The 20,824-nt window shown below is 72.7% G+C and carries 18 protein-coding genes; 5 read left to right on the top strand and 13 right to left on the bottom strand.

Features of this window, described 5'->3' with window-relative positions:
- Positions 1-36: 36 nt before the first annotated feature.
- Genes ACFY9S_RS06570 through pdhA form a run of 3 tightly spaced genes read right to left on the bottom strand, consistent with a single transcriptional unit; the run spans position 37 to position 3,646 of the window.
- Positions 37-1,500 carry a 2-oxo acid dehydrogenase subunit E2 gene (locus ACFY9S_RS06570; protein ID WP_391123737.1) on the bottom strand — a complete coding sequence of 488 codons (1,464 nt, stop codon included), beginning with the start codon at positions 1,498-1,500 and terminating at the stop codon, positions 37-39.
- Positions 1,500-2,504 carry a transketolase C-terminal domain-containing protein gene (locus ACFY9S_RS06575; protein ID WP_391123739.1) on the bottom strand — a complete coding sequence of 335 codons (1,005 nt, stop codon included), beginning with the start codon at positions 2,502-2,504 and terminating at the stop codon, positions 1,500-1,502. Before ACFY9S_RS06575 ends, ACFY9S_RS06570 begins: the two co-directional genes overlap by 1 nt.
- Positions 2,501-3,646: a pyruvate dehydrogenase (acetyl-transferring) E1 component subunit alpha gene (gene pdhA, locus ACFY9S_RS06580; RefSeq protein WP_391123741.1), complete on the bottom strand. Its 1,146-nt coding sequence runs from the start codon at positions 3,644-3,646 to the stop codon at positions 2,501-2,503. The genes ACFY9S_RS06575 and pdhA overlap by 4 nt, the downstream gene beginning before the upstream one ends.
- 154 nt (positions 3,647-3,800) lie before the next feature.
- Between pdhA and ACFY9S_RS06585 the strand changes: the two genes are divergently transcribed.
- A complete protein-coding gene (locus tag ACFY9S_RS06585; protein ID WP_391123743.1) occupies positions 3,801-4,322 on the top strand; it encodes a winged helix-turn-helix transcriptional regulator in 522 nt (173 codons plus the stop codon).
- A gap of 14 nt (positions 4,323-4,336) precedes the next feature.
- Here the strand turns inward: ACFY9S_RS06585 and ACFY9S_RS06590 are convergent, their stop codons facing one another.
- Positions 4,337-4,927, bottom strand: coding sequence for a TetR family transcriptional regulator (locus tag ACFY9S_RS06590; RefSeq protein ID WP_391123745.1), 591 nt, complete (start codon positions 4,925-4,927; stop codon positions 4,337-4,339).
- The gene (locus ACFY9S_RS06595) at positions 4,924-6,447 is read right to left on the bottom strand and encodes a 3-hydroxyacyl-CoA dehydrogenase (protein ID WP_391123747.1); all 1,524 of its coding nucleotides are present in this window, start codon (positions 6,445-6,447) and stop codon (positions 4,924-4,926) included. The genes ACFY9S_RS06590 and ACFY9S_RS06595 overlap by 4 nt, the downstream gene beginning before the upstream one ends.
- 160 nt (positions 6,448-6,607) lie before the next feature.
- Between ACFY9S_RS06595 and paaN the strand changes: the two genes are divergently transcribed.
- Positions 6,608-8,299, top strand: coding sequence for a phenylacetic acid degradation protein PaaN (paaN, locus tag ACFY9S_RS06600; protein ID WP_391123749.1), 1,692 nt, complete (start codon positions 6,608-6,610; stop codon positions 8,297-8,299).
- Here paaN and ACFY9S_RS06605 read toward each other — a convergent pair.
- Genes ACFY9S_RS06605 through ACFY9S_RS06615 form a run of 3 tightly spaced genes read right to left on the bottom strand, consistent with a single transcriptional unit; the run spans position 8,296 to position 11,407 of the window.
- The gene (locus tag ACFY9S_RS06605) at positions 8,296-9,147 is read right to left on the bottom strand and encodes a TrmH family RNA methyltransferase (protein ID WP_391123751.1); all 852 of its coding nucleotides are present in this window, start codon (positions 9,145-9,147) and stop codon (positions 8,296-8,298) included. The two genes, paaN and ACFY9S_RS06605, sit on opposite strands and share 4 nt — an antisense overlap.
- On the bottom strand, positions 9,144-10,355 hold the full coding sequence (locus ACFY9S_RS06610) for an HTTM domain-containing protein (protein WP_391123753.1): 1,212 nt from the start codon (positions 10,353-10,355) through the stop codon (positions 9,144-9,146). The genes ACFY9S_RS06605 and ACFY9S_RS06610 overlap by 4 nt, the downstream gene beginning before the upstream one ends.
- Complete coding sequence (locus tag ACFY9S_RS06615; protein WP_391124247.1) at positions 10,352-11,407, bottom strand: DUF5819 family protein; 1,056 nt, start codon at positions 11,405-11,407, stop codon at positions 10,352-10,354. Before ACFY9S_RS06615 ends, ACFY9S_RS06610 begins: the two co-directional genes overlap by 4 nt.
- A 377-nt stretch (positions 11,408-11,784) precedes the next feature.
- Between ACFY9S_RS06615 and ACFY9S_RS06620 the strand changes: the two genes are divergently transcribed.
- Positions 11,785-12,918, top strand: coding sequence for an acyl-CoA dehydrogenase family protein (locus ACFY9S_RS06620; protein WP_391123755.1), 1,134 nt, complete (start codon positions 11,785-11,787; stop codon positions 12,916-12,918).
- Between the two features lie 168 nt (positions 12,919-13,086).
- On the opposite strand, the gene ACFY9S_RS06625 is transcribed toward ACFY9S_RS06620, so the two are convergent.
- The 4 genes from ACFY9S_RS06625 to ACFY9S_RS06640 form a co-directional block, all read right to left on the bottom strand.
- Positions 13,087-13,416 carry a rhodanese-like domain-containing protein gene (locus ACFY9S_RS06625; RefSeq protein WP_102914166.1) on the bottom strand — a complete coding sequence of 110 codons (330 nt, stop codon included), beginning with the start codon at positions 13,414-13,416 and terminating at the stop codon, positions 13,087-13,089.
- A gap of 65 nt (positions 13,417-13,481) precedes the next feature.
- A complete protein-coding gene (locus tag ACFY9S_RS06630; RefSeq protein WP_391123757.1) occupies positions 13,482-14,315 on the bottom strand; it encodes a hypothetical protein in 834 nt (277 codons plus the stop codon).
- 350 nt (positions 14,316-14,665) lie between these two features.
- Complete coding sequence (locus tag ACFY9S_RS06635) at positions 14,666-16,105, bottom strand: DUF2252 family protein (protein WP_391123759.1); 1,440 nt, start codon at positions 16,103-16,105, stop codon at positions 14,666-14,668.
- A gap of 153 nt (positions 16,106-16,258) precedes the next feature.
- On the bottom strand, positions 16,259-16,945 hold the full coding sequence (locus ACFY9S_RS06640; RefSeq protein ID WP_391123761.1) for a ScbR family autoregulator-binding transcription factor: 687 nt from the start codon (positions 16,943-16,945) through the stop codon (positions 16,259-16,261).
- A 158-nt stretch (positions 16,946-17,103) separates the two neighbouring features.
- Here ACFY9S_RS06640 and ACFY9S_RS06645 point away from each other — a divergent pair, with 158 nt between their 5' ends.
- Positions 17,104-18,411, top strand: a complete 1,308-nt coding sequence (locus ACFY9S_RS06645; protein WP_391123763.1) for a ScbA/BarX family gamma-butyrolactone biosynthesis protein — start codon at positions 17,104-17,106, stop codon at positions 18,409-18,411.
- Positions 18,408-19,331 (top strand): NAD-dependent epimerase/dehydratase family protein, encoded by a 924-nt coding sequence (locus ACFY9S_RS06650; protein WP_391123765.1) that lies wholly within the window; start codon positions 18,408-18,410, stop codon positions 19,329-19,331. The genes ACFY9S_RS06645 and ACFY9S_RS06650 overlap by 4 nt, the downstream gene beginning before the upstream one ends.
- Here the strand turns inward: ACFY9S_RS06650 and ACFY9S_RS06655 are convergent.
- On the bottom strand, positions 19,276-20,706 hold the full coding sequence (locus ACFY9S_RS06655) for a cytochrome P450 (RefSeq protein ID WP_391123767.1): 1,431 nt from the start codon (positions 20,704-20,706) through the stop codon (positions 19,276-19,278). The two genes, ACFY9S_RS06650 and ACFY9S_RS06655, sit on opposite strands and share 56 nt — an antisense overlap.
- Positions 20,707-20,824 lie beyond the last annotated feature (118 nt).

The raw sequence follows: 20,824 nt of genomic DNA on the forward strand, positions 1-20,824 counted from the left end.
GACGCGATCACGAACGCCGGCTCGGAGGACCAGACGTCACAGCGTCCGCAGCAGCACCGCCGGCTGTTCCACGCAGTCCGCGACGTACCGCAGGAAACCGCCCGCGACACCGCCGTCACACACCCGGTGGTCGAAGGTGAGCGAGAGCTGGACGACCTGCCGCACCGCCAGCTCGCCCTCGTGCACCCACGGCTTGGGGACGATGCGGCCGACGCCGAGCATGGCGGCCTCGGGGTGGTTGATGATCGGGGTGGAGCCGTCGACGCCGAAGACGCCGTAGTTGTTCAGCGTGAACGTCCCGCCGGTGAGGTCGCCCGGTGTGAGCGTCCCGGTCCGGCCCGCCTCGGTCAGCCGGGCGAACTCGGCGGTCAGCGACTCCGCGTCGCGCGCGTGCGCGTCCCGTACGACCGGGACGACCAGGCCCCGGTCGGTCTGCGCCGCGAAGCCCAGGTGCACCTGGCCGAACCGGACGACCTCTCTGGCCTCCGCGTCCACCGTGGAGTTGAGCTCGGGGAAGCGGGCGAGGGCGGCGGTGCAGATCCGGGCCAGCAGGGCCAGGAGGGAGATCTTCGGTCCGCCGGCCGCGTTCATGGCCGTGCGCGCCCGCATCAGCTCCGTGGCGTCGGCGTCCACCCAGCAGGTGGCGTCCGGGATCTCGCGGCGACTGCGCGCCAGCTTGTCGGCGACGGCGCCCCGGATGCCCTTGAGCGGGGTGCGGACCTCGGAGGGGGCCGCTGTCGTCGGCCCCTGGGCGGCGAGGGCCGGACCCGGTGTCTGCGGCACGCGCGGGTGCGCCCCGCCCGCCGGCGCCGCCGTGGCGCCCCGGCCCGCGGTGCGCAGGGCGTCCTCCACGTCCGCCCGCAGGATCAGCCCGTCGGGTCCGGATCCGGTCAGCTCCCGCAGGTCCAGGCCGTTCTGCCGGGCCAGCCGGCGCACCAGGGGCGAGATCACGGGGACGGGTCCGTCCTCGGTCGCCGGGCCCCCCGCCTGCCCGTCCACCGCCGCCGCGGCACGCGCGGCGTGCGCGGTGACCGGGGCCTGCGCGTCGGCCGGGGCAGCGGCGGCATCGGCCCGTCCGTTCGCCGCCCCGGCGGCACCGGTCTGTCCGGCTGTGGCGGACGCGCCGGACACCGGCCGCTCCCGCCGGACCCGCCGGCGGCGCGCGGGCGCCTCGGAGGTGCCGTACCCGACCAGGACGTTGCCCGAGCCCTCGGTGCCGGTGTCGGCGGTGGACTGCTTCTCCCCCACCGCCACCGTGATCAGCGGCGCCCCGACGGGCAGTTCCGTGCCCTCCTCGCCGAAGCGGGCCGTGACCACGCCGCCGTAGGGGCACGGCACCTCGACCATCGCCTTGGCCGTCTCGACCTCGACGACCGGCTGGTCGATGGTGACAAGGTCCCCGACCTCGACAAGCCACCGCACGATCTCCGCCTCGGTGAGCCCCTCCCCGAGGTCGGGCAGCTTGAACTCCAGGCTGTGCATACCAGAAGCGTGTGCCATCAGCTCTCGGCCTCCCACTGCAGACGCCCCACGGCGTCCAGGATCCGGTCCACACCGGGCAGGTGGTGACGCTCCAGCATCGGCGGCGGGTACGGGATGTCGAACCCGGCCACGCGCAGCACCGGCGCCTCCAGGTGGTGGAAGCAGCGCTCCGTGACCCGGGCCGCGATCTCCCCGCCCGGGCCCCCGAAGGAACCCGACTCGTGGACCACGACCGCGCGTCCCGTCCGCCGTACCGAGGCGCACACCGTCTCGTCGTCGAACGGCACCAGGGAGCGCAGATCGACCACTTCGAGGTCCCAGCCCTCGGCCCGGGCCGCCTCGGCCGCCTCCATACAGACGGGTACGGAGGGCCCGTACGTGATGAGCGTGGCGCTCCGGCCCGGGCGCCGCACCACCGCGCGGCCTATCGGCTCGACGGGCGCCGGCTCCTCGGGGTTCCAGGCGTCCTTCGACCAGTACAGCCGCTTCGGCTCCAGGACGACGACCGGGTCGTCGGAGGCGATGGCGGCGCGCAGCAGCCCGTAGGCGTCGGCGACGGTGGCGGGCGTGACGACATGGAGCCCCGGAGTCGCCATGTAGTACGCCTCGGAGGAGTCGCTGTGGTGCTCGACGCCGCCGATGCCGCCGCCGTAGGGGACGCGGATGGTGATCGGCAGGGGCATCTTGCCGCGGGTGCGGTTGCGGGTCCGGGCCACGTGCGAGATGAGCTGCTCGAACGCCGGGTAGGCGAACGCGTCGAACTGCATCTCCACGACCGGCCGCAGGCCGTACATCGCCATGCCGACGGCGGTGCCTAGGATGCCCGCCTCGGCGAGCGGGGTGTCCGTGCAGCGGTCCTCGCCGAACTCCTCGGCGAGTCCGTCGGTGACGCGGAAGACGCCGCCGAGGGTGCCGACGTCCTCGCCCATCACGTGCACGGCGGGGTCGGCGGCCATGGCGTCGCGCAGCGCGCGCGTGAGGGCCTGCGCCATGGTGGCCGGCTTGACGGCGACGGTGGTCATCGGTGCGTGCCCCCCTTGGTGTCGGCCTCGGCCTCCAGCTCGGCCCGCAGCTGGTCCCGCTGCTCGCGCAGTTGGCCGGTGGGTTCGGCGTAGACATGGGTGAACAGGTCCATCGGGTCGAGGACCGGGTCCTGGTTCATGTGCTCGCGCAGGGCCGCCGCCATGGTCTCGGCGTCCTGGCGGGCGGCCTCGATGCCGGCCTCGTCGAGCAGGCCGCGCCCGGTCAGCTCGCGCTCCAGCAACTGGACCGGGTCGTGCTCGCGCCAGGTCTCGACCTCGGCGTCGACGCGGTAGCGGGTCGCGTCGTCGGCGTTGGTGTGGGCGTCGACGCGGTAGGTGATCGCCTCGACGAGGGTGGGGCCGCCGCCCGCGCGAGCGTGGCGTACGGCGTCGGAGAGCACCTCGTGCACGGCGGCGGCGTCGTTGCCGTCGACCAGGCGGCCGGGCATGCCGTAGCCGACGGCCTTGTGGGCCAGCGACGGGGCCGCGGTCTGCTTGGCGAGCGGGACGGAGATCGCGAAGCCGTTGTTCTGCACGAAGAAGACCACCGGGGCCTGCCAGACGGCGGCGAAGTTCAGCGCCTCGTGAAAGTCGCCCTCGCTGGTGCCGCCGTCGCCGACCATGGCCAGCGCGACCACGTCGTCGCCCTTGAGGCGGGCGGCGTGCGCGAGACCCACGGCGTGCGGCAGCTGGGTGGCGAGCGGGGTGCACAGGGGGGCCACCCGGTGCTCGTACGGGTCGTAGCCGGTGTGCCAGTCGCCGCGCAGCAGGGTGAGCGCCTCGACCGGATCCACACCCCGGGCGACCACGGCGAGGGTGTCGCGGTAGCTGGGGAAGAGCCAGTCCTGCTCCTTCAGCACGAGCGCGGCGGCGACCTCGCAGGCCTCCTGGCCGGTGGTGGAGGGGTAGACCGCGAGACGGCCCTGCTTGGTGAGGGCGGTGGCCTGCGCGTTGTAGCGGCGGCCCTTCACCAGTTGCGCGTACAGCGTCCGCAGCAGCTCAGGATCGGCCTTCGCGGCCGCCTCGGTGCCGAGGACGCGGTACGGCTCCGCGTCGGGCAGCAGCGGCGCGGGATCCGTGCGCGGCTGCCAGGCGGGCGGCGGGGTCGGCCGGTAAGCGCCCCGCTGCTCCATGACCGTCATGACGGCACCTCCTCGTGGGAGCGGCTCGAAGAGGCGCGTCGGCTGTGACCCGCCTCACCTACCGATTGTTCGGTCGACGGCACAATTTGGCTATGGGTGGCCTCAGGCTGTGGACAAACGGTTCTCCACGGCCTGAGATGGACGCAGTACGTCCATGGTAGGGAGGTCGGCGCAGGTGGCATCTGAACAAATGGCCGAGCGGCAGGACGACGGCGGCGCGCTGCCGCCGGCGCGACCTCTGGACGCCATAGATCAGGACATCCTGCGCATGCTCCAGGCGGACGGCCGCGCCTCGATACGTTCGGTCGCCGAGCGGGTCCACGTCTCGCGCGCGAACGCCTACGCCCGCATCAACCGGCTCGTCGAGGACGGCGTGATCCGCGGCTTCGGCGCCCGCGTCAACCACGAACGGGCGGGTCAGGGCACGTCCGCCTACATCACGCTGAAGATCGTGCAGAACTCCTGGCGCACGGTGCGCGAGGAGCTCAGACAACTGCCCGGGGCATCCCACATCGCCCTGGTGGGCGGCGACTTCGACGTGCTGCTGCTGGTGCACGTGTCCGACAACCGGGCGTTGCGCGAGCTGGTGCTGACCCGGCTCCAGGCGATCCCGCAGGTGCTCAGCACGCGCACGCTGCTGGTGTTCGAGGAGGAGGACCTGGAGCCGCAGGGGTGAGGTCCGCTCCCCGCTCAGGCGGCTTTGCGCAGCCCTGAGAAGGCCACTTGCACCACCGCGTCGGCCACTTCGCGCTCGCTCATGCCGCGCACATCCGGCCGGTACCACTCGACGATCGAGTTGATCATGCCGAAGACCAGCCGGGTCACCAGCCGGACCTCTATGTCGGCGCGCACGTCCCCGTCCGCGGCGGCGGCCTTGAGCAGGTCGGCGACACGGTGGTCGAAGTCGCGGCGCCGGTCGAGGGCCCACCGCTCGGTGTCGGTGTTGCCCCGCACGCGCAGCAGGAGGGTCACGTAGGGCAGTTCGGCGATGAGCACCTCGACCATGCGCCGGACGACGTACTCGAGGCGGTCGGCGGCACGACCCACGCGCGCGTGCTCCTCGCCGAGGATCCCGAAGAGCCCGTCCAGGGCCCGGCTCACCGCCCGGCGCAGCAGTTCCTCCTTGCCGGCCACATGGTGGTAGATCGACGACTTGGAGATGCCGGCCGCCTTGGAGAGGTGCTCCATGGAGGTGCCGTCGTAGCCACGCTCGTTGAACACCCGGACGGCGACGGACAGCAGCGTGTCCGGGGTGTAGGTGTCGCGCTTGGCGGTGGTCATGAGGCTGTGCCTTCCCGCGGGTCGGGGGCGTGGGCGTGGCGGTACAGCGCCAGGGACGGCGCGTAGCGGCCCGAGGGTTCGCGCCGGTGCAGGTCGTCCAGGAGCACATAGGCCCAGGTGCGGCCGAGGCGGCGGCTCCACTCGAAGGGGCCCAGGGGGTAGTTGACGCCGAGGCGCATCGCGGTGTCGATGTCCTCCTCGGTGGCGACGCCCTTGGCGACCGCGTCGTGCGCCAGGTCGATGATCCGCGCGACCGTGCGGGCGACGATCATGCCGGGCATGTCGCCGATGAAGCTGACCTGCTTGCCGAGCGCCTGGAAGAGGCCGGCGGCCTCCGAGACGACCTGCGGGGAGGTGTCCTGGGAGGCGGACAGGGCGATCCGGGTGGCCCGGCGGTAGTCCAGGGCGAGGTCGAAGTAGACGATGTCCCGGAACTCCACGGCGGTCTGCCCGTCGGCGAGGACGAGCCGGCCGCCGCTCGGGAGCAGCAGACACGCTCCCTGATCGTCGTCGTCGCTCTCGTCACGGACCGGGATGCCCGCCTCGCGGATCAGCGCGAGCAGCTCGGCGGCCGGCCCCAGGTCGCCCTCGGCGACCACGTACGCGGGCGGCTGCCGCCGCTCGGCGGTGTCCGGCTCGGGGCGCTCGGCGCCCTCGCGGTGGTCGTACCAGCCGTGGCCGGTCTTGCGGCCGAGCCGGCCCGACTCGACCAGGCGGCGCTGGGCGAGGGACGGCGTGAAGCGCACATCGTGGAAGAAGGACTGCCAGACCGACTGCGTGACGGACTCGTTGACGTCCTGGCCGATCAGGTCGGTCAGCTCGAACGCTCCCATCCGGAAGCCGCCCGACTCGCGCAGCACGGCGTCGATGGTGGCCGGGTCGGCGCCCTGCGCCTCGTAGACGGCGAAGGCCTCGGCGTAGAAGGGCCGGGCGATGCGGTTGACGATGAAGCCGGGGGTGTCCGCGCAGGCGACCGGCGTCTTGCCCCAGGCGCGGGCGGTCTCGTACGCGCGCGTGGCCGACGAGACGTCGGTGGCGAACCCGGACACGACCTCGACCAGGGGCAGCAGCGGCGCGGGGTTGAAGAAGTGCAGTCCGACGAACCGGCCCGGGATGCGCAGGGCTCCGCCGATGGCCGTGACGGACAGCGACGAGGTGTTGGTGGCGAGCAGGCAGTCGTCGTCGACGATGCCCTCCAGCGCGCGGAACAGGTCCTGCTTGACGTCCAGCCGTTCCAGGACGGCCTCGACGACCAGGGCGCAGTCGGCGAGCTCGGGCAGGTCCTCGGCGGGCAGCAGCCGGGCTCGGGCGGCGTCCCGGTCGGGGCCGGTGAGCCGGTCCTTCTCGACGAGCCGGTCCAGCCGGGCGCCGATCGCCTCGGCCGCCTCCCGGGCCCGCCCGGGGACGGTGTCGTACAGCCGTACGGGATGGCCCGCGACCAGCGCGACCTGGGCGATTCCCTGGCCCATGGTGCCGGTTCCGACGACGGCCACGGGACTGCTGAGGTCGAGTGCTGTCATGTGCGCGATCCTCCCGCACGGGGTTTTCCACAGATGCGGCGGACCCCCTTGAACCGACCGATCGTTCGGTTACTCTAGCTCTGTCCGAGTGTTCCTGCCCAGGTTTCTGCCCAGGTCATGAACTCGACGAGGAGTTCTTGAGACGAGGAGTTGGTCACCCATGACCGCCGCACTCTCGGCGCACGAGCTGATCGCCCGGCACCGGTCCACCCTCGACCAGGCGCTGGAAGCGATCCGCACCCGCGCGTACTGGTCCCCGCACCCCGAGCACCCGAAGGCCTACGGGGAGAACGGAAGCCTGGACGCGGCGGCGGGCAAGGCCGCCTTCGACGCCCTGCTCGGCTCCCGCCTCGACCTCGGCCAGCCGGGCACGGACGACTGGGTGGGCGGCGAGACGTCCCCCTACGGCGTCGACCTCGGCGTGACGTACCCGCACGCGGACCTCGACGTGCTGCTGCCCGCCATGAAGGCCGGACAGCGGGCCTGGCGCGACGCGGGCGCGGAGCAGCGCGCGGTGGTCTGCCTGGAGATCCTCAAGCGCATCAGCGACCGGACCCACGAGTTCGCCCACGCGGTCATGCACACCTCCGGCCAGGCGTTCATGATGGCGTTCCAGGCGGGCGGACCGCACGCCCAGGACCGCGGCCTGGAGGCCGTGGCGTACGCGTACGTGGAGCAGGTGCGCACGCCCGACAACGCCGAGTGGACCAAGCCCCAGGGCAAGCGCGACCCGCTGGCCATGAACAAGCAGTTCACACCGGTCCCGCGGGGCATCGCCCTGATGATCGGCTGCAACACCTTCCCGACGTGGAACGGCTACCCGGGCCTGTTCGCCTCCCTCGCCACCGGCAACGCCGTCCTGGTCAAGCCCCACCCGCGCGCGGTGCTGCCGCTCGCGCTCACCGTGCAGGTCGCGCGCGAGGTGCTCACCGAGGCCGGCTTCGACCCGAACCTGATCGCGCTGGCCGCCGAGCGCCCCGGCGAGGGCATCGCCAAGACCCTCGCCCTGCGCCCCGAGATCCGCATCATCGACTACACGGGCTCGACCGAGTTCGGCGACTGGCTGGAGGCCAACGCCCGCCAGGCGCAGGTCTACACGGAGAAGGCCGGCGTCAACACCGTCGTCGTCCACTCCACCTCCGACTACAAGGGCATGCTCTCCAACCTGGCGTTCTCGCTGTCCCTCTACAGCGGCCAGATGTGCACCACCCCGCAGAACCTGCTGGTCCCCCGCGAGGGCATCGCCACCGACCAGGGCCCCAAGTCCTACGACGAGGTGGTCGCGGACCTCGCCAGGTCCGTGGACGGTCTGCTGGGCGACGACGCCCGGGCGAACGCGCTGCTGGGCGCGATCGTCAACCCGGACGTGAAGGCCCGGCTTGAGGCCGCTTCGGGACTGGGCGAGGTCGCCCTGGCCTCCCGCGAGATCGCCAACCCGGACTTCCCGGGGGCGGTCGTCCGCACGCCGGTGATCGTCAAGCTGGACGGGGCCAAGCCGGACGACGAGGCCGCCTACATGAGCGAGTGCTTCGGACCGGTGTCCTTCGCCGTGGCGGTCGACTCGGCCACGGACGCCGCGGAGCTGCTGCGCCGGACCGTCCGTGAGAAGGGCGCGATGACCGTCGGGGCCTACACGACCGACCCGGAGGTCGAGCAGGCCGTCCAGGAGGTCTGCCTGGAGGAGGCGGCGCAGCTGTCGCTGAACCTCACGGGCGGGGTGTACGTGAACCAGACAGCCGCCTTCTCCGACTTCCACGGCTCGGGCGGCAATCCGGCGGCCAGTGCGGCACTGTGCGACGGGGCGTTCGTCGCCAACCGGTTCCGGGTGGTCGAGGTGCGGCGGGACGCCTAGAGGCGCCCAGAGGGCCTGTCGTCCTCCAGGAGCTCGGGGGTTCTCGTCGTCGCGCGAGTAGCGACCGTGGTGGGTCGGTCGCGCAGTTCCCCGCGCCCCTGAAGGGACGCCCCGAAGCCCGCGCTCCAGTGGTAGAGCGTCATCGCCACACTCGTCGCCAGGTTGTAGCTGCTGACCTGGGGGCGCATCGGGAGGGACAGCAGATGGTCCGCCCGGGCGCGCAGTTCGGCCGACAGGCCGGTGCGCTCGGAGCCGAACGCGAGGACGGCGTCGTCCGGGAGCTTGACGCCCCGGATGTCGTCGCCCTCCGGGTCCAGGGCGAACAGCGGGCCCGGCGGCAGCTCGTCGGCGGCCAGCCGCTCCACCGCCGTCGCGAAGTGCAGACCCGCCCCGCCGCGCACGACCGTCGGATGCCAGGGGTCGACCGTCCCGGTCGTCACCACACCGGTCGCCCCGAAACCGGCGGCCAGACGGATCACCGCACCCGCGTTGCCCAGGTTGCGCGGGTTGTCGAGGACCACGACAGGGGCCGTGCGGGGCGCCCGGGCCAGCTTCTCGAGGCTGGACTCGCGGGAGGGCCGCACCGCCAGGGCGGCCACCGCCGTCGGGTGCGGGCGGGGCACGAACGACGTGTACGTCGCGTACGGGACCTCCGTCAGCAGCCCGGCCAGCGCGTCCCGTACGTCCGGCGCCAGCTCGTCGGCCAGGGTCAGCGCGGCGACCCGGTCCGCGGTGACCGCCACCGGCACCTCGGCACCGAAACGCAGCGCGTGCTTGAGGGCGTGGAACCCGTCGAGCAGGACGGTGTCGCCGGCGAGCCGGTGCCAGAGGGTCACGGGGTCGGTCATGCCCCGGAGCCTACGTGCTCGGCGTCGGGCTTCTCATGGGCCCGCTGCCCGGGCAGGGACACCCGCCGGCCCCGGCGCGCGAGCCGGGCACGCGCGTGTGCCGCCCGGCCGCCCAGGCGGCGCAGGAAGCCCGTCGGCAGGAACACCGCGTCCGCCGCGATCATCGCCAGCGAGAAGAACGGCAGACCGAGGACCACGGCGATCACGGCGTGCTCGGTCATCATCACCGCCAGCAGGACGTTCTTCACCCGCCGGTTGAACAGGGTGAACGGGAAGGCGACCTGTACCAGGACCGTCCCGTAGGTCACCAGCATCACCATCGTGCCGCTGGCCGACAGCAGATCGGCGAGCCCCGGCCAGGGCGAGAAGTACTCCAGGTGGAGCGGGTAGTAGACCGCGGTGCCGTCCTGCCAGCGGGAGCCCTGGACCTTGTACCAGCCGGCCGTCGCATAGATCAGGCACGCCTCGGCCATGATCACCAGCAGGGCGCCGTTGTGCACGACGTTGCCGATCACGTCCAGCAGGATCCGCGGCTCACCGGTCCCGGCCCGCCGCCCGACCAGCCACCACAAGCCCTGCACCACCCACACCGTCCACAGCAGGGCGGGTATCAGCCGGTCGATCTCCATCCGGCCGGCCAGGGTGACGGCGACCAGCACGAACCCGAGCACGCCCCACAGCACCGGCCCGGTCCGGTCCGTGACCCGCTCGCCCCGCGCCCGGGCCGCCCGGTCCCGCACCGCCCGCCGGGCATCCAGCGACCACACCTGGGCACACCTCGTGAAGACCAGGTAGATCGACATCAGGTGCAGCACATTGTCGCCGCCGTCGCCCATGAAGACGCTGCGGTTCTGCAGCGACAGCACACCGACCATGAACAGCACCGACATGGTGCGGGTGCGCCAGCCCAGCATCAGCAGGACGCCGGAGAGGACCGCGAGCGCGTAGACGATCTCGAACCAGACCCGCCCGTCCGACCACATCAGCGCGGTGAAGGCGCCGTTGGACGCGATCAACTGCTGGGCGAGATCCCAGTTCCAGGGGCCGTCGGGACCGTACAGCTCGTGGCGGTGGGGGAGCTCGCGGAGCAGGAACAGCAGCCAGGTGGCACTGAAGCCGATACGGATGACGGCCGTCTGGTAGGGGCCCAGGGCGGCCTCGGTGACACGGGCGATACCGCCCGAGACGGCCAGCGAGAAGCGGTTCACCGCACGCCTCCCGCGGCCTCGTCCTGCGGGACCTTCCACCACGGCAACTCCCGGTAGGACGGCGTCGTGGAGACCTTCTCCCGGCTCCACCCGGGCGGCGGCACGTTGCTGGTCCGGGAACGCACCTGCACCCGCTCGACGACACCGTCGCCCCCGGTCGCGGCCCGTACCGCGTCGTCACGGTCCAGACGCAGCACCATGATCCGGCGCAGATACGACTCCGAGAGCGAACCGCGCAGGCCCACCGGACGGTTCTCGCTGTCATGCGTCGCGACGTAGAAGTCCCAGGCCCGGCGCAGTTCGTTCTGCTGGGTGTGGCTGGGCAGCAGATTGCCGTCGATGGCCTTGCCGTCCTCGGCGGACAGGTCGTACCAGCCGGTGGTCATCGTCATGCCGTCCGGCCCCCGGACCCCGGCGCGGACCTGGATCGAGATGTTCTGCTGCAGCGGGTTCGGCGCGAAGAGCTTCCAGTTCTGCTCGAACTCCGGGTAGATCCAGTCGTCCACGGCCTCGCCGTGCGCCTTGGTGACCGTGTTCGCCGGCGCGACGTGCAGGAACGTCATCCCCAGATGCACGCACACCCCGACGGCGACGACCGCCAGCGCCAGGGCGACCCCGATCCGGTAGCGGAGGGAGAGCGCGGCGACGCCGGTACCGGGCTCGCCGAACGGGTACGGGACGGCGGGGCCGGGCGGTCCGGCGGCGGGACCGGACGGCCCAGCGAGCCCGGAAGGTCCGGCGGGCCCAGGCAGCCCAGCGAGCCCCGCCGATTCTGCGGGCCCTGATCGCACGGTTGGATCGGGGGCCCCGGGCGGCAGGGCCGGATCTGTGACCCCGGAAGGCGCACCGGGACCGAATGCCTCGGAAGGCCCATCCGGACCGGCGGCCGGGCGATGCGCACCGGGACCGGCGGCATCGGAAGGCGCGCCCGGACCGGCCGACTCCGCCGGTGCGCGCCGCTCCCCACCCTCCCCGCCCTCCCCGGGCGGGACCGGCCGACTCGGCACGTCCGGGCCGTGCCGGGCGTCCGAGCCCTCGTCGTACGCGTCCATTCCGCCCCGTTCCACGATCCCGGTCCGTCGTTCCGTCCGCCCGGCCGCGAGGGCGTCGCACCGCCCGCGCGGCACTGCGCGGCGTCGGCACGGGCACGGTACTCAGGACGCCCACCCGGGCACAGCCCCTGCCCGCAGGTCCCGCCGTGGCCGTCGCCACACCGCGGAGGCCGACCGTACGGCGAGCGCGACCGGTCGGGACCGCGGTCCCCCTGGTCCACAGGGGACCCCCGCAGGTTATCCACAGGGCGCCCGGGCCGGTCGTCCACGAGAGTGACACCCTACGGCGCCCGTCCGTACACCCATTCCCTTCTTCTAGAACCTGTTCTATCTTGACGCCCCGTCAGCTCAACGGGATCGCCGGAAGGACAGGCACCGTGGACTTCACCTTTACCGAGGAGCAGCAGGCGGCGGCGGAGGCGGCGAGGGGCGTGTTCGCCGGGGTCGCGCCCGACGCCGTGCCCAGCCCGGCCCTCACCCCCGGCGCCGTCGCCGAGACCTACGACCAGGCCCTGTGGGCCAGACTCGCCGACGCGGACCTGCTGAGCCTGCTGCTCGACGCCCGGTACGGCGGGGCCGGCCTGGACGCCATCGCGCTGTGTCTGGTGCTGCGGGAGTCGGCCCGGGTCCTGGCCAGGGTGCCCCTGCTGGAGAGCAGTGCGGCAGCGGCGGCCGTCCAGGCCTACGGCGGCGAAGAGGCGAAGGCGGACCTGCTCGCCCGGGCCGGCCGGGGCGAGAGCGTGCTGACCGTCGCCGCGCACGGCCGCACCGGCCACGACCCGGCCGAGCAGGCCGTGACCGCCCGGCAGGACGGCGGGACCTGGGTGCTGGACGGGGTCCAGACGGCGGTGCCGTGGGCCCACGACGCGGACATCACGCTGGTCCCCGCGCATACCGGGACCGGCCGGACCGTGCTGGCCCTCGTGCCGCACGGTCACGAGGGAACCGTCCTCGCCGAGCAGTTCTCCACCAGCGGCGAGCGGCTCGGCGAGCTGCGGCTGGAGTCGGCACGGCTCGCCGCCCGGGACGTGATCGACGCCGACGGGGCGTGGGAGTGGCTGCGGGATCTGCTGGTCACAGGCACGTGTGCGCTGGCGCTCGGCCTCGGGGAGCGCGTGCTGCGGATGACCGCGGACTACACGGGCAAGCGGGAGCAGTTCGGGTTCCCGATCGCGACCTTCCAGGCCGTCGCCGTGCAGGCCGCCGACCGCTACATCGACCTGCGCGCCATGGAGGCCACGCTGTGGCAGGCCGCGTGGCGGATCGCCTCCGGGGCCCCGGGCCCGCTGCCCGCCGCCGGGGACGTGGCGGTCGCGAAGATCTGGGCGGCGGAGGGCGTACGCCGGGTCGTGCAGACCGCGCAGCACCTGCACGGCGGGTTCGGCGCTGACGTCGACTACCCCCTGCACCGCTACCACGCCTGGGCCAAGCACCTGGAACTGTCGCTCGGCCCCGCCTCGGCACACGAAGAGGCCCTGGGCGACCTTCTGGCGGCCCACCCACTGGCCTGACGAGAACGGGCGGGTTCAAGCGCGGGCGGGTTGGGGCGGGGCCCATCCAGGCGGACGGATCCAGGCAGGCGGGCCCAAGCGGGCCCAAGCGGGCGAGCCCAGGCAGGCAAGTCCAGCGGGGCGGATCCGGGCAGGCGAGCCCGAGCGGGCGGGCCTAGGCACGCGGCGCTAGAGGACGAACCCCTGCTGCCCGTCGTCCGTCACGACGGGACGGCCCGCCGCCTCCCACACCTGCATGCCGCCGTCGACGTTCACGGCGTCGATGCCCTGCTGGGCCAGGTACATCGTGACCTGTGCGGACCGGCCTCCGGAGCGGCAGATCACATGGACCCGGCCATCCTGCGGGGCGGCCTCGGTCAGCTCGCCGTAGCGGGCGACGAACTCGCTGATGGGGATGTGCAGCGCCCCATCGGCGTGGCCGGCCTTCCACTCGTCGTCCTCCCGGACGTCCAGCAGGAAGTCGCCGTCCTTGAGGTCCGCGACCGCGACCGTGGGCACACCAGCTCCAAAACTCATGCCTCCGACGCTACCCGAACCGGTCCGCGCCCACGCCGGGGCACGGCTCAGGCCTGGCCCTGGCCTTCTCCCTCGCCGAGCAGCGCGGCCAGCTCCGTCTCGCGCTCGGTGACCTGGGCGAGCAGCCCCTGCCCGATCTCGTCCAGGAGCCGGTCCGGGTCGTCCGGGGCCAGCTGAAGCATGTGGCCGATCGCGCTGTCCTCCAGTTCCCTGGCGAGCAGGCCGAGCAGCTCCTTGCGCTGGGCCAGCCATTCGAGCCGGGCGTAGAGCTCCTCGGCGCGGCTCGGGCCCCGCTGCAGCTCGGGTCCCTTGGCCCACTCCTCGGCGAGTTCACGCAGCTCGGCCTCGTCGCCCCTGGCGTAGGCGGCATTGACCCGCGTGATGAACTCCTCGCGCCGCACGCGTTCCTTCTCCTCCTGCGCCAGGTCCGGGTGGGCCTTGCGGGCGAGGTCGCGGTAGAGCTTGCGGGCCTCCTCGCTGGGGCGGACCCGCTGCGGGGGCCGGACCGGCTGGTCCGTGAGCATCGCGGAGGCCTCCGGGAACAGACCGCTGCCGTCCATCCAGCCGTGCAGGAGATCCTCGACGCCGGGGATGGGGGCGAGCCGCGCCCTGGCCTCCTCCGCCCGCTGCCGGTCCGCGGGGTCGCCGCTGCGGGCGGCTCTGGCCTCCAGGATCCGGGCGTCCAGTTCCTCGAGCCGGGCGTAGATCGGGCCGAGTTTCTGTTCGTGAAGCCGCGAGAAGTTCTCGACCTCGACGCGGAAGGTCTCCACCGCGATCTCGTACTCGATCAACGCCTGCTCGGCGGCCCGCACGGCCCGCTCCAGCCGCGCCTCGGGCCGTGCGGCGTCGCCGCCATCCTGCTCAGCTTCCGGGGTCGTCACCCGACCAGCCTAGGTGACGCCCCGGCCCCGCCTACGCCGCGGAGGGCAGCCCCGACCGGTCGCACCCGACGGCAGCGCCACAGCCGGCGCCCCGCAGCCACAACCACGGTCCGCGACCCACACAGCCGCAGCCGACGATCCAGACACTCACAGCCGACGATCCGCACAGCGGCAGCCGGTGATCCCCACAGTCACAGCCCCCGACCACCGCACCCCGCAGCCGCACGCCCGCAACAGCAACCCCAGCCACACGCCCACAGCCCACACCCGGCATCCCACAGCCCGCACGCGGACCCCGCAGCCGCACCCCGCACCCCGCACCCCGCACCCCGCAAGGGAACCCGCAGGCTCTACACCCCCACCTCCGCCGCGACCTTCCCCGCCCGCACCCCGGCCACCAGCTCCGCGTGATCCGCCTCGGTCCGGTCCGCGTAGGTCACGGCGAAGTCCGCCATCGCCTCGTCCAGCTCCTCGTTCTTGCCGCAGTACCCGGCGATGAGCCGGGGATCGGCGCTGTGTGCGTGCGCTCGGGCCAGGAGCGCACCGGTCATGCGGCCGTAGTCGTCCATCTGGTCGGCGGCCAGCGCGGCCGGATCGACGCTGCCCTTGCGGTTGCGGAACTGGCGGACCTGGAAGGGGAAGCCGTCGACTGTCGTCCAGCCCAGCAGGTTGTCGCTCACGACCTGCATCCGCTTCTGGCCCATCACGACCCGCCGCCCCTCATGACCGGCCTCCGGCGTCTCGAAACCGGCGGTCACCAGATGCGGCACCAGCGCCGACGCCCGCGCCTCCTTCACCTGGAGCACCAGCGGCTCGCCCCGGTGGTCCAGGAGCAGCACGACGTAGGACCGGGTACCGACACTGCCCGTGCCGACGACCCGGAAGGCCACGTCCTGCACGGCGTGCCGGGCGAGGAGCGGCAGGCGGTCCTCCTGCAGGGTGCCTACGTACTCCTCCAGCGATGCCGCCACGGCCGCGGCCTCGGCGTCCGGAACCCGTCGCAGCACCGGCGGGGCGTCTACGAAGCGGCGTCCGCCGTCTTCGGTGGTCTCGGTCGATTTGGCCGCGAAGCGGCCGCTGGTGTTGTGGCGGGCCTTCTCGGCGACTCTCTCCAGTGTGCCGAGCAGATCATGGGCGTCCGTGTGGGAGACGAGTTCCTCGTCCGCGATGGCGTTCCACGCGTCGAGCACCGGGAGTCTGGCCAACAGCCGCATGGTCCTGCGGTAGGCGCCCGCCGCGTCGTAAGCCGCCTTGCGGCACTGGTCCTCGTCGGCGCCCGCCACCCGGCCCGCGAGCACCAGGGAGGCCACGAGACGCTTGAGGTCCCACTCCCAGGGGCCGGGCACCGTTTCGTCGAAGTCGTTCAGGTCGATGACCAGGCCGCCGCGCGCGTCGCCGTACAGGCCGAAATTGGCCGCGTGGGCGTCGCCGCAGATCTGGGCCCGGATCCCGGTCATGGGCGTGCGCGCCAGGTCGTACGCCATGAGGCCCGCCGAGCCGCGCAGGAACGCGAACGGGGTGGCGGTCATGCGGCCGACCCGGATCGGGGCCAAGTCGGGCAGCCGCCCGCGGCCGGACTCCTCGACGGCGCTCACCGCGTCGGGCCGGGACGCGTCCAGGTCGAGCGTAGCGTGCGCGCTGCGCGGGATCCGCTTGCGCAGGGCCTTGCCCTCGTCCTTGGGCGAGCCCTCGGCCGGCCACTCGGCGAAGCCACGCACCTTGGGCAGCCGGCGTTGCGCCCCGTCCCTCGCCATGGCCCTGCCCTCGTCCTGAGCTCCAGCCCTGGTCATCCCGACCGCCTCCCCCGCACGCGCACGAACATCAACTCGTGCCGACCGTACAACCGGCGGCCGAAACGCGTCAGACCCTGTGGACAACTCCACAGCTGTGGACAACCCGTGCCCGCCCGCGCTGCGGCCACCGGCCCGCGCTGCGGTTGCGCGCTACGCCCCCGAAGGCACCGAGGCCTCCGCCTCCACGGCCACGGCCGCTTCCTGCTCCATCCGCACCTGCGCCAGCAACCGATCGGCCCGGTCCGCGGAGATGTCGAGCCGGGCCAGCACCGCTGGCACGGTGATGCTGGGCAGGAAGTGCTCGAACAGTACGACGACACGGCGCTCCAGATCCTGCCGCTGGCAGCGCAGCTGGGACAGCAGCTGAACCCCGGAGAAGCTGCCGACGAGCAGCTCCGCCGTCTCCGCCACGTCGACGTGCTGCAGCAGCTCGCCCCGCGCCTTCGCCTCGGTCAGCAACTGCGTGTTCTGGTCGATCCACATCCGGAAGGCCGGGGTGCGGTCGAGGTCCATGGCCCCTTGGTCGAGGGCGAGCCCGACGCTGGCCCGCACCAGCGGTTCGGACCGCAGCCGACGTGCCATCACCAGGCCGGAGTCGACGAGTTCCTGGAGCTTGCTGGACTGCGGCGGGAGCGCGATCGCGAGCTGCTCCTCGAACACTCCTACCGCCAGCTCCTCCTTGGAGCCGAAGTGGAAGTACAGCGCGCCCTTGGTGACGCCTGCCCGGTCCAGGATCTCGCCGATGGTCGCCGAGGTGTAGCCGCGTTCGTCGAAGACGGCCGCGGCCGCCTCCAGGATGGTCCGCCGGGTGCGGATCGCGCGCTCCTGTCGCGCCATCGGTGCCTCCTGAGCTTGGTCGATCCCTGTGAAGTCGCTGTGTGGCGAGGGCGCGAGAGCCTGTCCCAGCGGCTTGGCTCACCCTTTGAAAAAAACCGGCTCGTCCGTATCTTAGTCAAGCGTCGATCGCGGCCAGGCAGCCGATCCTGGGGGTTCTCATGCCGCAGACAGGGCCTTTAAGCGCACTCACGGAGGATCAGACCGGACGCGGGGGCCGTCCGGCAAACGGAACCGCTACGACCGTCGAGAATCCGCCACACCACCCCGTCACCCGAGAAACGGCACCACCGAGTTCCGCCACCGACGCCCCCGCACCCTCGGGTACCGCCATCGAGGAACCCGCCGCGTCACCGACTGCCTCCGAGAAACCCGCCGCGTCACTGCCTGCCTCCGAGGAACCCGCCGCGTCACTGCCTGCCTCCGAGAAACCCGCCCCCTCAGCAACCGCCTCCGACGAACCCACCCCCTCAGCAACCGCCTCCGCGGAACCCGCCCCCACAGCAACCGCCTCCGAGAAACCCGTACCGCCGTATCCCGTCACCGGCCGCCCCGCCCCCCACTCGCACACCACCACCGTCACCCGGCAACTGGCCCATCGCACCACCGAGACGGACGTCTTCCCCGCCTGGTGGACCCGAATCTCCGACACCCGCTTCCGCTTCACCGCGCAGTGGCCGGCCGCCCACCCCTTCTTCGGCCCCGTCGACGACCGGCACCAGGACCCGATGATCGTGGGCGAAACGTTGCGGCAGGCCTCGATGGTGCTGGCGCACGCCGAGTTCGGCGCCCCGGCCGACACCCACTTCGTCATGTGGGACCTGACGGTCCGCGTCGACCCGACCGCGCTGCTGCTGGCGGAGGCCGCCGAGCCGGTCGAGTTCGACGTCGTGTGCTCCGAGATCCGCCGCCGCGGCCGCGGACTGCGCAGCATGCGGACGACGATGGAGTTCCGCCGCGCCGGACGGTTCGTCGCGCACGGCACGGGAAGCACCGGCTGCACCTCACCGCGCGCTTATCGCCGCCTGCGGGCGGGGCGGCTGAACGCCCTGGACACGCCGGTTCCAGTCCTGGCGGGCATAGCCCCGCAGGCCGCGGGACGGTCCCGCGCCGAGGACGTCGTCCTCGCCCCCGCCGACCGCCCCGGCGTCTGGAACCTGCGCGTCGACACCGGACACCCGGTCCTCTTCCCGCGGCCCAACGACCACGTCCCCGGCATGGTCCTGTTCGAGGCGGCCCGCCAGGCCGCGACCGCCGCGTCCGGCCTGCGCCCCTTCCTGCCGGGCACGCTGACGGCCGAGTTCGCCCACTACGCGGAGCTGCACAGTCCGTGCCGGATCGAGACCGAGGTCTTCGACGAGCGCCCCGGGGAGGTGACCGTACGGGTCTCGGGGCGGCAGGACGGCGCGTCCGTCTTCACCGCCGGCCTGACCGCCGCCCGGCCGGCCCGGGCACGGTCCCTGTCGTGACGGTCAAGGTTCTGGTCACGGGCGCGAGCGGCTTCGTCGGCGGCCGGGTCGCCGCCACGGCACAACGGCAACCGGACGTCCATGTACGCCTGTTGTCCCGGCACGCGCCCCAGGGCCCCGAGTACGTCCACGGCGACCTCTGCGCCCCGCCCTCCCTGCGCGGGGCCTGCGCGGACACCGACGTCCTGGTGCACTGCGCCACACAGGTCGGCGGCGACGCCGAAACCGTCCAGGCGGTCAACGAACACGGCACCCGTGCCCTGGTCGAGGAGGCCGTGCGCGCCGGAGTGCGCCGGATCGTGTACGTCAGTACGGCCGCCGTCCACGGCCGGGGCCCCTTCCGGGGCGTACGCCCCGGGGAGGTGCCGATCGCGCCCGCGTCACCCACCAGCCGCACCAGGGCCGCCGCCGAACGGTACGTCCTCGACGCGGGCGGCCTGGTGCTGCGCCCGCACCTCGTCTACGGCGAGGGCGACCGCTGGGTGATCCCCGGGCTGGTGTGGTTGATGAAGGAACTGTCGGCCCCCCTGACCGGCTGCGAGGCGCTCCAGTCGATGATCGACGTCGACACCCTGGGCCGTGCGGTGGTGGCCGCCGCGCTCTCCCCTGCGTCCGGCGGTGGTGCGCACCACGTCAACCACCCCGAGCCGGTGCCCGTCGCGGACCTGCTGGCCGCCGTTTCCCGGGAGCTGGGGGAGCCCGGCGGCGGTACGGCCGTGGACGTCGTGACCGCCCTCGACCGGGCCGCCGGGTCACCGCTCGCCCTTCACCACCTCGGCATGCTCACCGTCGACCACTGGTTCGTGGACGACGCGTTCTGGAAGGACCTCGGCTGCTCGCCCGGTGAGGGGTTCGCGGCCGCGTTCACCCGCGCGGCGCCCTGGTACCGCGCGTTCCTCGACGGCCGGAGGGTTTCCTGATCGCCTCCCCCTGCCCCTCCGCCTCGACCTCCCCCTCGACCTCCGCCTCCGCCTCGACCTCCCCCTCGACCTCCGCCTCCGCCTCGACCTCCGCCTCGACCTCCGCCTCACCTTCCTCCGGGCTCCGGTGCGGATCCCGGCCGTGCAGCAGCACCGGCAGTTCCTCGTGGCCGGTGGAGATGATGGACCGCAGCCGCTTCGGCGGATGCGCCGGATCGGCCAGTTCCAGCCGGGGGAAGCGCGTGAACAGCGATGTCAGGGCCGCGGTCGCCTCGGCCATCGCCAGGGGCCGGCCCAGGCAGTGGTGCACGCCGTGGCCGAAGGACAGGTGGTCCCGGCTGGTGCCGCGCGTGACGTCGAAGCGTCCGGCGTCCGGCCCGTGCCGCTCGGGGTCGCGCCCGGCACCGGCGAAGGAGACTACGAGCGGGTCGCCCTTGGGGATGGTCAGGCCCGGTTCGATCTCGATGTCCTCGACGGCGTAGCGCAGGCCCGACATGGCGCCCGGCGCCTCGAAGCGCAGCGACTCCTCCAGGGCGTCCTCCCAGGTCGCCTGCCCGGAGCGGACGAGGTCGAGCTGGCCGGGGTGGGCGAGGAGGCTGTGCACGGTGTTGTCGATGAGGTTGACGGTCGTCTCGAAGCCCGCGGTGAGCAGCAGGATCAGGTTGTCCATCAACTCCTGTTCGCTGAGGCTGCCTTCGTCGCGCGCGGCGATGAGCGCCGTCGTCAGGTCGTCGGCCGGGTGCTCGCGCTTGTGCTGGAGGAACGCGGTCAGCGTGCCGTAGAGGTCGACGGCGTTGGCCTGGGCGTCCTCCAGGGAGATCGCCGTGTCGAAGAAGCGGCTGATGATGCGGTAGAGGGCCGCGCGGGGGCCGTCCTGGCCGGGCGGTACGCCGAAGAGCTCGCACACCACCTCGTGCGGAACGGGCGCCGCGAACGCGGCCCGCAGGTCGACGACTTCGCCCTCCGGGATCCGCTCCAGGGCGTCCAGCGCCCGGTCGACGATTTCCTGGACACGCGGCAGCAGAGCGTCGACGCGGCGCTTGGTGAAGGCGGCGGCCATCGGCTTGCGCAACCGGGTGTGGTCGGAGCCGTAGGCGGTGACCATGTTGCGTACCGAGACCCAGATGGCGAGCGGCCAGGTGCGGGAGATGTCCCCGTTGATCCAGGCCGGCCAGTGCTGGAAGGCGTCCTTGCTCGTCTCGGGTCCGGCCAGGAGCCGCTTGTTCAGCTCCAGGCCGGAGATCCACCACGCCCGTACGCCGCCGGGGAGTTCGACCTCCACGGCCGGGCCCCGGGCACGGATCCGGGATATCTCGCCGTAGAGATCCTGACCGGACGGGTCGATCGACAGGAAGGGGCAGGCCTGCTGTGCCATGACTCATCGCTCCTTGGTCCAGAGGCTGGGGGACCATCGTGCGATCCGCGGAGGGAAAAAACTTGGCATCCGGTTTGTTTTGGCCACAGCATCACCCACTGTCGGCCAAGGGCGGGTG

The sequence above is a fragment of the Streptomyces sp. NPDC012474 genome (assembly GCF_042955185.1).
Classification (GTDB): Bacteria; Actinomycetota; Actinomycetes; order Streptomycetales; family Streptomycetaceae; genus Streptomyces; species Streptomyces cahuitamycinicus.